Annotated in this window: 7 protein-coding genes and 6 pseudogenes; 7 read left to right on the forward strand and 6 right to left on the reverse strand. The window is 70.6% G+C overall.

What is annotated here, in order from left to right:
- Positions 1–271 precede the first annotated feature (271 nt).
- The 6 genes and pseudogenes from FHX80_RS33260 to FHX80_RS33290 form a co-directional block, all read left to right on the forward strand.
- Positions 272–930: pseudogene (locus tag FHX80_RS33260) on the forward strand (catalase); the annotation flags it as partial.
- A pseudogene (locus tag FHX80_RS33265) lies at positions 930–1,301 on the forward strand (glycoside hydrolase family 15 protein); the annotation flags it as partial. The pseudogenes FHX80_RS33260 and FHX80_RS33265, both read left to right, overlap by 1 nt.
- Positions 1,294–2,001 (forward strand): annotated as a pseudogene (locus FHX80_RS33270) (SDR family oxidoreductase); the annotation flags it as partial. The pseudogenes FHX80_RS33265 and FHX80_RS33270, both read left to right, overlap by 8 nt.
- A 771-nt stretch (positions 2,002–2,772) precedes the next feature.
- Entirely contained in the window at positions 2,773–3,093 is a 321-nt protein-coding gene (locus tag FHX80_RS33280; protein ID WP_145768208.1) for a carboxymuconolactone decarboxylase family protein, read from the forward strand.
- 73 nt (positions 3,094–3,166) lie between these two features.
- A complete protein-coding gene (locus FHX80_RS33285; protein WP_145768209.1) occupies positions 3,167–3,601 on the forward strand; it encodes a cupin domain-containing protein in 435 nt (144 codons plus the stop codon).
- On the forward strand, positions 3,598–4,455 hold the full coding sequence (locus FHX80_RS33290) for an aldo/keto reductase (RefSeq protein WP_145768210.1): 858 nt from the start codon (positions 3,598–3,600) through the stop codon (positions 4,453–4,455). Before FHX80_RS33285 ends, FHX80_RS33290 begins: the two co-directional genes overlap by 4 nt.
- A 234-nt stretch (positions 4,456–4,689) precedes the next feature.
- Here FHX80_RS33290 and FHX80_RS33295 read toward each other — a convergent pair.
- The 5 genes and pseudogenes from FHX80_RS33295 to FHX80_RS35020 all read right to left on the reverse strand — a co-directional run.
- Positions 4,690–5,049: pseudogene (locus FHX80_RS33295) on the reverse strand (histidine phosphatase family protein); the annotation flags it as partial.
- Between the two features lie 2 nt (positions 5,050–5,051).
- Positions 5,052–5,744, reverse strand: a complete 693-nt coding sequence (locus tag FHX80_RS36255) for a transposase (RefSeq protein WP_425281715.1) — start codon at positions 5,742–5,744, stop codon at positions 5,052–5,054.
- Positions 5,644–5,979, reverse strand: coding sequence for a helix-turn-helix domain-containing protein (locus FHX80_RS36935; RefSeq protein ID WP_425281716.1), 336 nt, complete (start codon positions 5,977–5,979; stop codon positions 5,644–5,646). Before FHX80_RS36935 ends, FHX80_RS36255 begins: the two co-directional genes overlap by 101 nt.
- 5 nt (positions 5,980–5,984) lie before the next feature.
- Positions 5,985–6,194: pseudogene (locus FHX80_RS33305) on the reverse strand (transposase); the annotation flags it as partial.
- Between the two features lie 451 nt (positions 6,195–6,645).
- Entirely contained in the window at positions 6,646–7,143 is a 498-nt protein-coding gene (locus tag FHX80_RS35020; protein WP_167523816.1) for a hypothetical protein, read from the reverse strand.
- A 101-nt stretch (positions 7,144–7,244) separates the two neighbouring features.
- Here FHX80_RS35020 and FHX80_RS36260 point away from each other — a divergent pair.
- A pseudogene (locus FHX80_RS36260) lies at positions 7,245–7,481 on the forward strand (transposase); the annotation flags it as partial.
- 93 nt (positions 7,482–7,574) lie between these two features.
- Here the strand turns inward: FHX80_RS36260 and FHX80_RS33315 are convergent.
- A complete protein-coding gene (locus tag FHX80_RS33315) occupies positions 7,575–14,276 on the reverse strand; it encodes a beta-ketoacyl synthase N-terminal-like domain-containing protein (RefSeq protein WP_145768211.1) in 6,702 nt (2,233 codons plus the stop codon).
- Positions 14,277–14,284 lie beyond the last annotated feature (8 nt).

Raw genomic sequence — 14,284 nt, forward strand, 5'->3', positions numbered from 1 at the left:
TGCCGCGGCACGGAGCCGTTCTTGTCGCTCTCCGTCCTTCCCTCCGCTACGACTGGTGAGGGTCAGATGCTGGTGCCCGGGCGGCTCGCTCGGTGAGTGCGGCGTCCGCCGGAGTCCGCAGCCAGCGGCCGGCCGGTCGCGGAGGGACGGACCCGCGCCCGGTCGGCAGGGCGCGGTGGGACAGGTCCGCGCTTTCGTTGTGTCGACGCCCGGTTTCTGGATACCGGCCTTTCGTGCCTCTCACGCACCAGCACCTACGGATGGAGCGGTCATGAGCGACAACCGCCCCGAGCCCACTTCCGGGCAGCCGGACGGGTCAGGCTCGGAGGAGGGCATCCCCGGCAAGCCCGCAAGCGCCGGTCCCTCTCTGGCCGAGCCGACCACGGCCGGGAGCCCCTGCCTCCGAAGCCGGACCAGCGCGGGCCCGAGACGGTCAGCCCGACCGGGCAGGCCACCGGAGCGAACCCGGCGCGGATGGCGCAGAGGGGCTCGTACCTGACCACCGCGCAGGGGGCACGCCTGTACGACACCGATCACTCGCTGAAGGCGGACCCCAGGGGCCCGGTCCTGCTGCAGGACCACCATCTGCGCGAGAAGATCACCCACTTCGGCCACGAGCGGATTCCCGAGCGCGTCGTCCACGCACGCGGGGCCGCCGCTCACGGCGTGTTCCGCGGCTACGGTTCGGCGGCGAACATCTCGAAGGCGGCCTTTCTGGCCCAGGCCGTGGAGACGCCGGTATTCGTCCGGTTCTCCACGGTGCTCGGGTCGCGCGGTTCGGCCGACACCGTGCGGGACACCCGCGGCTTCGCGACCAAGTTCTACACCGAGGAGGGTGTGTTCGACCTCGTCGGCAACAACATCCCGGTCTTCTCCATCCAGGACGCGATCAAGTTCCCCGACATCATCCACGCGGGCAAGCCGCACCCGGCGACCCGAGAACACTACGGACGCTGCACGCGTACACCCAGGAACTGACCCACGACCACTACGCCTATCGCTTCCGTCATGACGAACGTCCTTTGGGCGATGCGGAAGGCGCCTTTCTTCTGTGCGGATACCTGATGGCTCTGGCCGAACACCAGCAGGGCAACCGGGAGGAGGCGTTGCGCTGGTTCGAACGCAACCGCGCCGCGTGCGGCCCCCAGGGCCTATACACGGAGGAGTACGACGTCGGCCAGCGTCAGTTGCGCGGCAACCTGCCTCAAGCCTTCGTACACGCCCTGATGCTGGAAACCGCCACGCGGCTCAGCGACGCACCCCTGCCGTTCCCGGACTCTGAAAGAGGATCACATGCCTGAAACGGTCGTCATCACCGGAGCCAGCGCGGGCATCGGCCGCGCAACCGCCAGGGCGTTCGCCTCCCGTGGCGCCAACGTCGCACTCCTCGCCCGCGGCAGAGCCGGTCTCGAGGCCGCAGCCCACGAGGTCGAGCAGGCCTGGGGCCAGGCCCTGGTCCTGCCCACCGACGTGTCCGACCACCAGCAGGTCGAAGCGGCCGCCGACACTGCAGTCGCGACGTTCGGACGGAACGACGTGTGGGGCAACTGTGCCTTCGCTTCCGTCTTTGCGCCCTTCACCGAGATCACCCTCGAGGAGTACGCGCGCGTCACCCAAGTGTCCTACCTCGGCTTCGTCAACGGCACCCGGACCGCGCTCGCGCACACGATGTCGCACGACCGGGGCACGATCGTGCAGGTCGGTTCCGCCCTCGGTTCACGCTCCGTCCCCCTGCAGTCCGTCTACTGCGGTGCCAAGCACACCATCAACGGCTTCACCTCCTCCGTGCGCACCGAACTCATGCACCAAGGCAGCAACGTGCGCGTCACCCTCGCCCAAATGCCGGCCGTCAACACCCCGCAGTTCTCCTGGGTACTCTCCCGCCTCTCCAAGAGCCCGCAGCCGGTGCCGCCGATCTACCAGCCAGAGATCGCGGCGCGGGCCGTCCTGTACGCGGCCGACCACCTTGGACGCAAGCAGTACTACGTCGGCGCCAGCACCGCCGGCGTTCCCATGCCTGCGCCCCCCAACTGTGGTTCTCCCACCACCCGGCCCTCGCGGCGTCCCTCCTGACGGGGGCCGCGCGGCACTTCTTCGTTCCCGGAGAAACTATCCACAGGCATCAAACCGGTGGATCCGGGCTTACTTGATGGGGTGTCAGGTAGATGGAGTTTCCCCAGGCCGTTGCTGCGACACACGTCCCGGGCCCTGCCTGGAGGGACTTTCGCGCGGTTCTTGAGGCGGCGCCGGGGGCAGGCCGTCCGAGGGAGGCTGAGTCGTGCCAGATCTAGCCGACCGGGCTTGCTGAGGGCGCGGCAGACTGCATCGAGGACTTCTTCGGAGGCGCCGGCGAGCTGACCGCGCTCCAGGCGGGCGTAGTAGTCGATGCCGAACCCGGCCAGGAGGGCGACTTCCTCACGGCGCAGCCCGGGCACCCTGCGGATTCCGCCGCCGAAGGCAGGCAAGCCGGCCTGCTGCGGAGTGATCTTCGCGCGGCGGCCGGCGACGGATTCGCGGAGCTCGTGGGCGGTGTCCATGCCATCCAGGCTAGGCGGGATGGAGCAGAGGCGGGGTGCCCTGTCAGTACCTGTAACAGCAGTGCCTTCCAGGGGGCTGTGAGCTGCGGATTTCTCGATGGTGGCAGCAGATGTGGCCCGTGGTCCGCGGGACGGCGGCGTCGTTGGAGATGCCGTTGGGTCGGTGGTGACCGACCGTGAACTGCAGCCCACATCAGTAACCTTTCGTGTTCGTATTGTCCCAAGGAGTCATTCAATGGCGAAGCAGTCCGCGCCCCAGGACCTGGCCGGCATCGCGCCGAAGCTGGTCGAGCTCAGCAACGAGGTGCTGTTCGCAGATGTGTGGGAGCGGCCCGAGCTGTCGCCCCGTGACCGGAGCCTGGTCACGGTCAGCGTGCTGGCTGCCCTGTACCGCACCGAGCAGCTGCCCTACCACCTGGGCAAGGCGCTGGAGAACGGGCTGAGCGTGCAGGAGTTGTCGGAGGCGATCACGCACCTGGCCTTCTACGCCGGATGGCCCAACGCTATGACCGCGATCACGCAACTGAAGAAGATCGCCGACGAGCGCTCCGCCTGATCAACCGGTGCGAGCAGCGTAACGACACCCCGCACGGCCGGTGGGACATGCGGAACAGGATGGGGAGAACGACATGACTGTCAACGGATTCGATCAGATCTTCCCGCTCGGGGATAAGAACGACGCCTACGCGGAGTTCTTCATCGGCCAGAGTTACCTGGCTCCGCTCGCCTCGGGGAGCGTTCCCGTCAGCAATGTCTCCTTCGAGCCGGGCTGCCGCAACAACTGGCACATCCACCACGGCACGAGCGGGGGCGGGGACCAGATTCTGCTGTGCACGGCGGGCAGCGGCTGGTACCAGGCCGAGGGCGAGGATCCCGTCAGCATGGAACCGGGAACGGTGGTCCGCGTCCCGGCGGGCACGAAGCACTGGCACGGCGCGAAGGCCGACTCGTGGTTCTCTCACGTCGCCTTCATCACCCCGGGCGAAGACGTCAGCAACGAATGGCTCGAACCCGTCACCGACGAGACGTACGGCAAGCTGCCGAAGAACGGAGCACACGCATGACCATCCTGGACGAGACCTACACCCTGTCCAACGGCGTCGCCATCCCCAAGCTGGGCCTCGGCACCTGGTTCATCGACGACGACAAGGCGGCCGACGCGGTCCGCGCAGCCGTGGAGATCGGCTACCGCAACATCGACACCGCCCAGGCCTACGGCAACGAGCGCGGCGTCGGCGAGGGCGTGCGCACATCGGGAGTGCCCCGCGACGAGCTGTTCATCTCGACCAAACTCGCTGCGGAGATCAAGGACTATGACCAGGCGGTCGCGGCGATCGACGGCTCTCTGGAGAGGCTGGGCCTGGACCGCATCGACCTGATGCTGATCCACAGCCCACAGCCGTGGAGCGACTTCCGCGGCGGCGACTACGCCGAAGGCAACCGCGAAGCCTGGCGTGCCCTGGAGGAAGCCCACCAGGCCGGCAAGATCCGATCCATCGGCGTCTCCAACTTCCAGCAGCACGACCTGGAGAACATCCTGCAGGGCGCGAGCGTCGTCCCGCACGTCAACCAGCTGCTCGTGCACGCCGGCAACACCCCCAGCGAGCTCTTGGCCTACTGCGCGAGCAAGCAGATCCTCGTCGAGGCGTACTCGCCGATCGCCCACGGCGCGATCCTGCGCAACGCCGAGGTTCAGGCGATCGCGGAGAAGTACGGGGTGTCTGTTCCCCAGCTGTGTATCGGATACACCCTGCAGCTGGGCACCGTGTCGCTGCCCAAGACGGCGAACCCGGACCACATGCGGTCCAATGCCGAGGTCGACTTCGAGATCTCCGGTGACGACATGGACGCCCTGCGGAACCTGCGCGATGTGGACTACGGCGAGCACAGCGCCTTCCCTGTCTACAGCGGCAAGTGAAGCCGGCGCAGTGCCACCCCGTGATGGCCCGATGTTCTGAGCCGCACTTGAAGCGATACCTCGACTGATGTCCTTCACGCCGCCGTACTGCGACGACGGTTTGCTTCCCAGCACCGACCTGAGTCCGATCTGTCGTGGACTGCGAGGTGTACGTCGCGCCGACGACGGCAGCACATCGCGCTGGTGCGTCGGAGGCGACCGAGGCCGCGCTGTGGCGGCCAGAACCTCGCGGTAGCTCTGGCCTCGGGGGAAGGGCTCGTCGATGTGCTGGCCCCGCAGCGGTGCAAGAGCTTCCTGCGTACAGCCGTTGAGGCGTCCGTAGTTGCATTCACGCAGGCGGGGATCGTGGCGGATCGGGGCTGTGGTGCCCGCGAAGGTGATCCGCGCGGTGTCCATCGCGCGGTGCAGATCGGAGGTGAACACCGCCGCAATGCCATCGTTGCGGCGGCGAGCGCCGAGTTCCCGGGCCTGCCGGCGGCCGGTTACTGAGAGGACGCCCGGCAGCCAGCCGGTGGCGATTCCGGCCTCGTTGTCGGTGGTGGTCGCGTGGGTCTCGTAGACGAGCTGGATCGAGGTCATCGCCCTGCTGTTCATGGTCAGGCCGCCTTGAGAGGACGTCCGCCCCCAGCGGATACCCTTCTCGCTGCGGACGCGGGCAGGCTCCTTGCACTGTGCGGCAAGGACGTCGGGGTGGCGGGCGTAGGCGTTTCGCCGGCGAAGGTAGCGGTGAAGGGCCCGGGTCTGTGCGGGGTGGCTGCGGTGGTGGGAGTTGGACGCGGTGAACTGCCGCAGCGGGCCAAAGTGGGCCCCGATCGGGTTGGCCCAGGAGGCGTCGGGGTGAAGCACAGCTCGACTTTGTTCTTCTTTGCCCAGCGGCGGATGTCCTGGCCGGTGTGGGCGGAGAGGTTGTCCAGGATGATGTAGATCGGGGCGCCGTCGGGTCGGGCGGAGCGGAGCGACTTCAGCGCGGCCAGTGTGTTGGCGGTGCCCTTGCGGCGGCGGTTAACGCCCCACAGCCGATCGTCGCCGACGGAGTAGCATCCGTGGAAGTAGGTGACGCCGTGGGTGCGGTGGTAGGTCGCCGGCAGGCTATCGGGCTTGCCCTGCTTCGCCCAGCAGGAACCCCCGTGGGGCGGATCCCGAGCGGCCCGAACTCGTCGAAGGCGAAGACGCGGTCCGGGAAGTGCTTCAGGACGTGCTCGATGCGGTCGAGCTTGGCGTCGCGATCGGGGGACTCCTTCCAGGTCTTGGTGCGCTGGAAGGTGTTTCCGCGGCGCCGGAGCAGGCACCGTAACGCCTCGCGGCCGATCCGATGACGCGTCCGTGCACTTTCCGCAAGTAGGCGGCAAGCCTGCGGATCGACCAACGGGTGAAGGGCTGGCCGAGCTTGGTAGGACGAGTGGTGGCCGTCTGGACGACGCAGTCCTCGTCGTCAGGGGTGAGCAGGCCGGGACGGCCTCCCGCCCATCGAGGGTCCAGACAGGCCGGGCCGATCTCGTCGAACTGGTGGATCACCTCCCGCACCGTGCCTTCCAGTCGGGCAGGTCTTCGCCCTTGCGTCGACGATGGGGCATGACGAGTCCCGTGCCGGGATAGCCGCCGTCGGCGATCGTGAGTGTCCTGCCGACCGTGGCCTTGGCGCCCCATTCCTCCTACGCCTTGCAGTCGTTGCGGTTCCCAGGCAATGGTCGGCCGACCACGACGACGAGCCGAGTCTCGGCATCGATGACGACCTGGTGGGTATCATCGGCTACAGCCTCAGCGACGGTAGCCCGAACGTCCCATGGGCCCTCGCCGGCCTGGTCTGCGGCCTACTGACAGTCCTCATGATCAGTAGATTCCAGAAGAAGTAGAGAAGAGAAGCCTTGGTGTGACCGCTCCGCCGTGGGTGGCCACACCGCCTGCATCATGCAGAAATACGGACTACTCCAGCCCGAAAGGGCGGTAAGCGGGGCGGTGTCCGATTCGTTGTAGCAGGGCGCTGGCGACTGGGGTTTCCGCTGGTGAGGGTCATGCCGAGCTGCCGCTGGGTCGAAGCGCCGGCTGTATCCGGCCTCGATCAGGGCGTGGAGCGTGGCGTACCTGGCTCTGTGCGGTCGGCACATCTGTTGCTGGTCGTCCATGGAGAGGTCGCGGACTCAGCACCGCTCACGTCCGGTTGCCCGCAGAGGGTGCCCATTCCCGCTGTGGCTACCGGTCGCAGCGCTGCTCCTGGACGGCTTCCATGAGGTTTTCGACAGCGGACAGCGCGGCGGGTTCACTCCCGCCGTCGATTGCTTCGAGAGTGGCGGCTGCGGCCTCACGGACGTGGTGGGTCAGCCGATCGGCGGCCGTGAGCCGGTAGGCGTCCTCACGGCGTGCCATGCGCTCCGCAGGGGTCACCGCGCCGGGGCCGGCCAGAGGGAAGACGGAGACCTTGTATGCGTGAATTCCCAGGATCATCATCTCCGCAGCCCCGTCGGCATCCCCAGGGACAGCTTCCTTGCCCCGGCTTTCCCGATCGGCCCCGACCATTCGACGGCGCGACAGAACTGCACCCACCGCACCGCCGCTGCCCAGGGAAAGGCCGCAGGCGACTGCGAGGAACGGCCCTCCCCAGGCGAAGCCGGTAGCTCCGCCGAGGACAGTAAGGACCACTATCCATGCGGCGGCCGTCCGGGAGCTCATGTTCTCGGGTGCGGTGTTCACCACTGCAGTGTGCCAGCCAGCGCCGACGGGACGGGTGCAGGGTTGCGGACATCGGCGCCTGCCACGATGACGGCATCTGGGCGTCGTCCCAGGGCGAAGACGCCTGGACCGGCATCCTCCTGCTGGCCGGCGAACTCGCGACCGCCGAACCCAAGAAACTCCGCTACCGGCTCCTGCACGTCGGCGCCCGGATCACCCGGGGCGGCCGCAGCCTCCGACTTCGCATATCCGCGACCTGGCCCTGGCGACATGAACTCACGGCCGCGTTCCACCGCCTGACCTCGCCCACCTGCCCTCGGGACACTTCCACGCTCCGGCCGTGCCGTCGGTGGCGCTGAAACCTCGGGGCCGGGTGGGTCGAGGTGGGCAGGGATGGCGGGTCAGCCGGCGGGGCGGGGTAGTGCGGGCGTTGGCCTGGGGGTGATGTTTCCTCAGGCGGTCGAGGCACCCTGGCTTCGGTCCGAGTGGAGGTTCCGTACCGGAGCGTCCCACGGCACGCGGGCTGCCCCCGGCACCACGCGCATACCCAGCCCCCGCACCCGGTAGATGCATGTGTCATCGCCCCACAGCGAGGCATCCGCCACGGCATAGGGACCCCGTGCGTCCGTGCCGCTCTCCACGATGTCCATGTCCACTCGGATCAGCCGGTTCGCCGGGGTGATCTGGCCGCGATATGTCCAGGCCGCCTCGCGGCCGGGCAGTACCGGTTCGAACGCGGGGCTGGGCACGCCGTCGGCCGCTCCGCGTTCGAGCAGGTGGTACTGGAGGAGCTGGCACATGGCCTCAAGACCCAACGAGCCCGGCTGGACCGGGTCCTGGAAGAAGTGGGCCCGGAAGAACCAGGCGCCCGGGCGAACGTCCTTCTCCGAACGCAACCGGCCGAGTCCCGCGCTTCCCCCCTCCGGCCAGTAACCCGTGATCCGGTCCAGCATCAGCAACATCGGGCCCGGCAGACGCGGCTCCCCGGCGCAGTACCGGGCGGGACGGGTGGTCAGATCGACGGTACGGCCGCAGGGTTCGTCGAGCTGCGCCCGCTCATCCGCCGACGTCGCGAGACCCTGCTGGTTCTCGAAGGCCGACCGTGGGAAGTACCCGAAGACCGTGGAGAGTTCGTACACCGGCACGTCGTCGGCCGTGCACGTCACCCGGAACGACTCGATGATCATGTCTCCGTTGTGCGAGACGCGCGTCAGCTCGGCCCTGGTGCGGACCGTACGCGTCGCCGGAGTGACCTCGCCGGTGACCGTTCCCGATCCGTCGAGGTTGCGGAACAGCAGGTCCGTCTCGCTGGTCATCGCGCTGCCCACGTACGAGGCGAGCCACCCGCAGGGTTGCAGCGCGATCTCCAGGAGGACGGCGAACGGCATGGCGCTGCCACCGGTCTGCTCGAAATACCAAGCTCGGGCGGGCACGTCGTACTCGGCGACGACGACGCTGCCTTCCCGCATTCCGGCCTGCGGCCCGTCCACCGACACGATCCGGCTCATGAAGTGGTACGGCGGGCCGGGGAGCCTGGCCACCCTGCGGGTGCCGTCGAACGGCTCGTACATGGCGCCGAACGCCTCGCTCGGCCTGCCCCAGGCGCATGCCAGCAGCGAGGTGTAGTCGAAGGGGAATCCGTCGGCCGCCACAGCCACCGGTTTCTCCTCCCGGTGCCCGGCCAACCCGGCGAGCCGCGGCAGCGGCACCGGGGCGCCGCCGGTCTGCACGGCGGGCGGGCCCGAGTGCCGCCAGTGCGACAGCGGCCAGTCCGGGACCAGTTGGAGTGCCATGTCGCGGCCCAGGAACGCCTTCGTTCCGTCCACCGAGCCGAGGACCTCGGCGTAGAGCGTCGGCACCGGTCCGGCGGAGACGCCGCGAACGAACACCTCGTAGACGACCCGCCGGCCCTCCGGGGTCGCCTGGCCCCGGCACATGGCCCTGGAGGGGTGTTCGCTGACCGGTTCGAAGCGCCAGCCGTCCCGGTCGACGGTGAAGCCCATGGCCGTCAGGTAGAACGCCATCGCCTGGAGACCGCCCTGGAGCATCAGAGTGCCCGGCATGCAGGGGTCGTTCTTGAAATGCCCGGTGAAGAACCAGTCGTCCGGGGACAACGAGGTCTCGGCGCGCAGATACCCCCGCCCCCACGGCCCTCCGGCCGGGTCGAACGCGGTGACCTCGTCCAGCAGTAGCAGACGGCCCTCGTCCATCGCGGGCGAGCGCACGTGGGCCGCCGTCGCCTCCCAGCCGGGCCCGAAGCAGTCCGCGGGCCGCCCCTGTGCCAGGGCCCGCACCCGGTCCGCGCCGAAGCGGGTCCGTTCGCAGCGCACGGCAGGCGGGTCGAGCGGCAGGTCGTCGCCGGGTGCGTGCTCGGCGGGATCCCAACGGACACCGCCGCTGCCGGCGAGTTCCGCCGGGGTGAAGAACCCGGCCTGGCCCTCGCGGACGCTGAGCCGCAGCTCGCCGCCCACGTAACAGTCGTAGTGGAAGAAGGCCAGCCGGACGCCGTCGGCCTCCGCATGGCCGTCGACATGGATTTCAAAGCTCAGGGTGTCGCCCGCTTTCGGCGGGGTGCCGTGAAACGTCACCTCGCAGCCGAGCAGCCGGTAGGCGCGCTCGCCCCGGTTGAGGAGGTCGACACCCAGCCAGCTGAGCAGGAGCAGATCGGCCTGGCCCGCCTCGATCAGCAGGCCGGCCGGCATACGCCCCGTGGAGTCCAGGTACCAGCTGCCGGGCAGAACGTCGGTCTCCGTCCAGATCCTCCCGTCCGTGCGTACCGGACCCGGCAGTGTGAGCGCCGCGGGAACCGCGTCGAGGCCGGTGACCCGGTCGGCGAACAGCATGGGCGGCTCGGGCATTCGGGTCTGTACCGCGTATCCGTCCTGCTCGGCGAAGCGCGGACCGAACAGGGCGGAGATCTCGCGGGAGGCGAGGTGCTCCAGTTGGGCGCGGTCGAACTTCGGCCCCGGCTTCGGAGCAGGCACGGGCGACGCCGCTTCCGCCGGGGGAGCCGGCAACGGCAGCGGACGGGGCGCGGAGCGCGTGGGGGCAGGCAGCGGCGAGGTGGGCGCGGGCGGCCGTACGGGAGCGCGGCCGGGCCCGGTTCTCTTCGTGCCGGCGGCCGTCAGCGCCCTGACGGCGAGTGCGGACACCCGTAGGAACCGCTGATGGGCCTCGGTGTGCAGGGCCATGACCTCCTGGTGCAGCGCGGCGACCCGAAGAGCGTGCCGGGCGACCACGGCTCCGGCCTCCGCAGTGCCCGGTTCCTGGGTGCCTTCGGCAGGCAGCGAGGGTACGGCGACGGCGACGCGGGTGGAGAGGCGGCCGGACTCCTGGTCCGCCGGGGCGGTGACGCGGCCGGGGGTACGGTCCGGTGCGGTGGGGGAAGCGGTGGGCGGGCCGGGGCACCGGTCCGGTACCGGGGCCAGCTCGGGTGCCCGAGGCAGAACGGTCACAGCAGGCTCCAGGAGCGGTAGACACGGAGAAGGGGGTACGGGAACGTTGACGGCGGGGCCGGGCGGGGGGAGTTCCGCCGAGGCCTCGGCGAGCCGGGCGAACACCGCGTCGGCCTGCACCGGCACACCGGCGACGACGAGTTCGCCGACCGCGAGGCACAGCTGCCGCAGCCCGGTGTCCCCCGACGCGTCCAGCGCGACGGCCACATGCTCCCGGTCGCCGAGCACCCGCTTGATCCAGCCGGTGCACAGCCTGCGCGGCCCGTGCTCCACGAAGACCCGGACACCGTCCGCCCACGCCCGTTCGACCGTGGCCGCGAAGTCGATCGTGTCGAGTCCCTGGGCGGTGATCGCCTCGGCGGCCCGCTCGGCCGTCGGCCGGTACGCCTTCCCGGTGGCCCCGCTGTAGAACCGCACCCCGGGCACCTCGACCGTGGGACGGCGGTGGACCTCGCGCCACACCTCCGAGACCTCGGCCAGCTCCGGGGCGTGGGCCGCCAGGTCGTAGTCCAACTCGATCGCCCGGTCGGCGCCGATCCTGGACACGGCGGCCGCGCACGCCCGGGACTCGCCGCCGATGACGCAGACGCCGGGCGCGTTCACCGCCATCAGATGGACCGCGGCCTCTGCGGCAAGCTCCGCGCGGACGGTTTCCAGCGGTGCCCCGACGAGATAGCTCGACCACTGGGAGCCCTGGATGCCCCGCTGCCGCCAGTAGCGCCGGACCGCCCGCAGTTCACCCGTGAGTTCGGTCGTGAACAGACCGCTGTCCCGGACGGCCTCGTACAGCCCCGAGGCGTCCGGCCAGGCCCCCAGCGCGACGAGCGCCGTCGACTCGCCCGAGGAGTACCCGAGCGCGGCGTGCGGCCGCAGCCCGAGCACGTCGCGGCTGAAAACGGTGTGGAAGACGGCCAGTTCGGCGGCGGCCCAGATCTGGCCGAGGACTCCGGGCTCCGCCCGCGACCGCAGCCGGGTGGTCATCTCCCGGTGCCGTTCCCGTACGGCCTCGCCCAGCGACGGCAGGGCGAGCATCAGCTCGTTGCCCATCCCGGGGTACGCGGCCGAGCCGTTCGTGTACACGAAGGCGGTCTGCCCGGTGACCGGCCCGTCCCGGTACAGCAGATCGGCAGGGCGGACCCCGCCCTCCGTCAGCCAGCGGCGGGCGGCTTCCCTGCGGCCGGCCGGCACCGTGTCGCCGTCGACAACGAGTGCCAGGCGGGCCGGGCCGGCCGAGGACCGCGTACCGGAGTCCAGCGCGGCCAGTACCTCCTGACGATCGGCCCCCGAGAAGACATGCAGGCGCGGAGCCGGACCCCGCAGCCACGGCAGGGCGTCCCCCGCGCGCAGCCGTACGCTCGCGGCCGGCCCTTCCAGGGGTACGACCACGGCCAGCGCCGTGTGGGCGGCGGCCGCGGCGTCCGCGGGCCCGCCCGGACGGGGCACCGCGCGGTGCTGGAGCGAGAGCGCCGCGACCGCTACGGAGACCAGCCCGGACGCCGCGTGAGCACGCCCGAAGACCGACGACGGATCGAACACCGCGTCGGGGCCGTCCCCGATGACCATGTCGGGTTTGCCGACGGCCCCCTCGTCCAGCAGGGCCACGACGGTGTCGCCGTCCCTGCGTGCGGCGTCCAGGGACTTGAGGACCAGGACGACGGCCGCGTCCCCGGGCTCGTCCTCGCGACCGAGCTCCCGCAGGGCGGCCCGGTGGACCGCCTCGCAGGACAGGTCGGTGGCGCCGACGAGAGCGGCGTCGGCCTCCCCCGACCGGATGGCCCGAGCCGCGAGTTCCAGCGCGACCAGGCCGGACTCCTCCTCCGCGGACACCGTGAACCCGGGTCCGGCCAGATCCAGTTGGGTGCTGATGCGGTTCGCCGCGAGGTTCGGCATGCTGCCCACCACCCCCTCTGCCGTCATGGGGGGAGTGAACGCGTCCCGTGCGAGATCCGCCGAGGGACCGGTGGCGGGTGCCCCCGCCTGTTCCAGCCAGAACGGCACCCTCCAGCGGGCACCCGCGCGGGCCACCTCGGGGTCCACCCCCGTACCGATGACCACCATGGTCCGCTCGCGGGGCAGACTCACCTTCTTCACGGCCTCCCGAGCGGCCTCCAGTACCAGGAGCTGATGACGCACGGTCCGCTCCAGGGCCAGCGGCGGGAAGCACAGGTCCGTCAGTTCCACGGCGATCTCCGTGACGGGACCGCGCCGTTCACCACCCAGCAACGCCCGGCGCAAGTCCTCGGTGGACGTCCCCTCGCCGACCCTGGCACCGACGGCCACGATCGCCACCTGTGCACGGGCGCCCGGCGCGTCGAGTGCCGGAGCCGGAGCCGGTGCATGGGCGGCCGGTCCACCGCGACGAACGGCGGACACGGGGACGGTCTCCGGCGGGTCGACGATCAGGTGGGCGTTGGTGCCGCCGAAGCCGAACGCGCTCACCGCCGCCCTCCGCGGCCCCGCCCACTCCTCCGAAGCGGTCAGCACCCGCAACGGCGTGCCAGCCAGCACGTCCGGCGGTCGCTGTGCGCCGAGCGTCGCCGGGCGGACCCCCGCCCGCATCGCACCGAGCACCTTCAGCAGCCCCGTCACGCCCGCCGAGGCAAGCAGGTGCCCGACGTTCGACTTCGCCGAACCGATGGGAAGGTCGTCCGTCGCCCCGAAGACCCTGGCCATGCCACGTGCCTCCACCGCGTCACCGACCGGCGTTCCCGTCGCATGACACTCGACGAGCGACACCGACTCGGGAGGGACCCCCGCCACGTCGTACGCCAGCCGCATGGCCCGTACCTGGCCCTCCTCCGACGGGCTGATCAGCCCGGAACCACGCCCGTCGTTGGACAGCCCCACCCCGCGGATCACGCCGAGCACCGGCAGGCCGGCGGCGCGGGCCCCGGACAGTCGCATCAGGGCGACGAACCCGGCGCCCTCGCCGTGCACCAGCCCGTCCGCGTCCCGGTGGAAGGGGCGGCTGCACCCTGTGCGGCTGGTCGCGGACAGTCCACAGAAGCCCACGTGAAGGTAGAGGGGATCGGGGCGGCTCACCGCGCCGGCCACCATCAGGTCGGCCGTGCCGTCGTGCAGCCGGTCGCACGCCAGCTTGATCGCGTACAACGAGGACGCGCAGGCGGCGTCGAGGGACCACGCCCCGGCACCGAGGCCGAGCGCGCGGGCCGCGAGCCGGGCGGGCAGCCCGGACGAGAAGCGGTTGCGGGCGTCGGGGCGTGCACGGCGCTCACCCGTCAGCAGGGCGTCACGGAGCGGGGGCCGCTGCGCCGACAGCCAGACGTGCTCGGCGAAGGCCGCCCCGGCGGGTGTGGGATACGACAGGTTCCCCAGCACCAGGCCCCCGCGCGGCAGCGGGCCCGTGCGGCCCGCCTCGGTGAGGGCCTGCCGCACCCCGTACAGGACCCAGTGGAAGAGCGGGTCCAGCGACGCGATCCGCTCCGGGGCGATCCGGAAGCCGCTCGGATCGAAGACGGATTCGAACCCGTGGACGTAACCGCCGACGTCGGTCCAGGTGCGGTCGAGGTGGTCGTCCACCGAGCCCATGGCCCAGTGGCGCGGCAGTCGCCACCGGTCCGCGGGGGCGGCCGACAGGCTCAGGCGGCCGGCGGCGATGTTCTCCCAGAACGTGTCCGGGTCGAGCGCGCCGGGCAGCACACAGCCCCGGCCGACGACGGCGATGGGTTCGACAGGCATGCGGGTCT

It is taken from the genome of Streptomyces brevispora, assembly GCF_007829885.1.
Classification (GTDB): domain Bacteria; phylum Actinomycetota; class Actinomycetes; order Streptomycetales; family Streptomycetaceae; genus Streptomyces; species Streptomyces brevispora.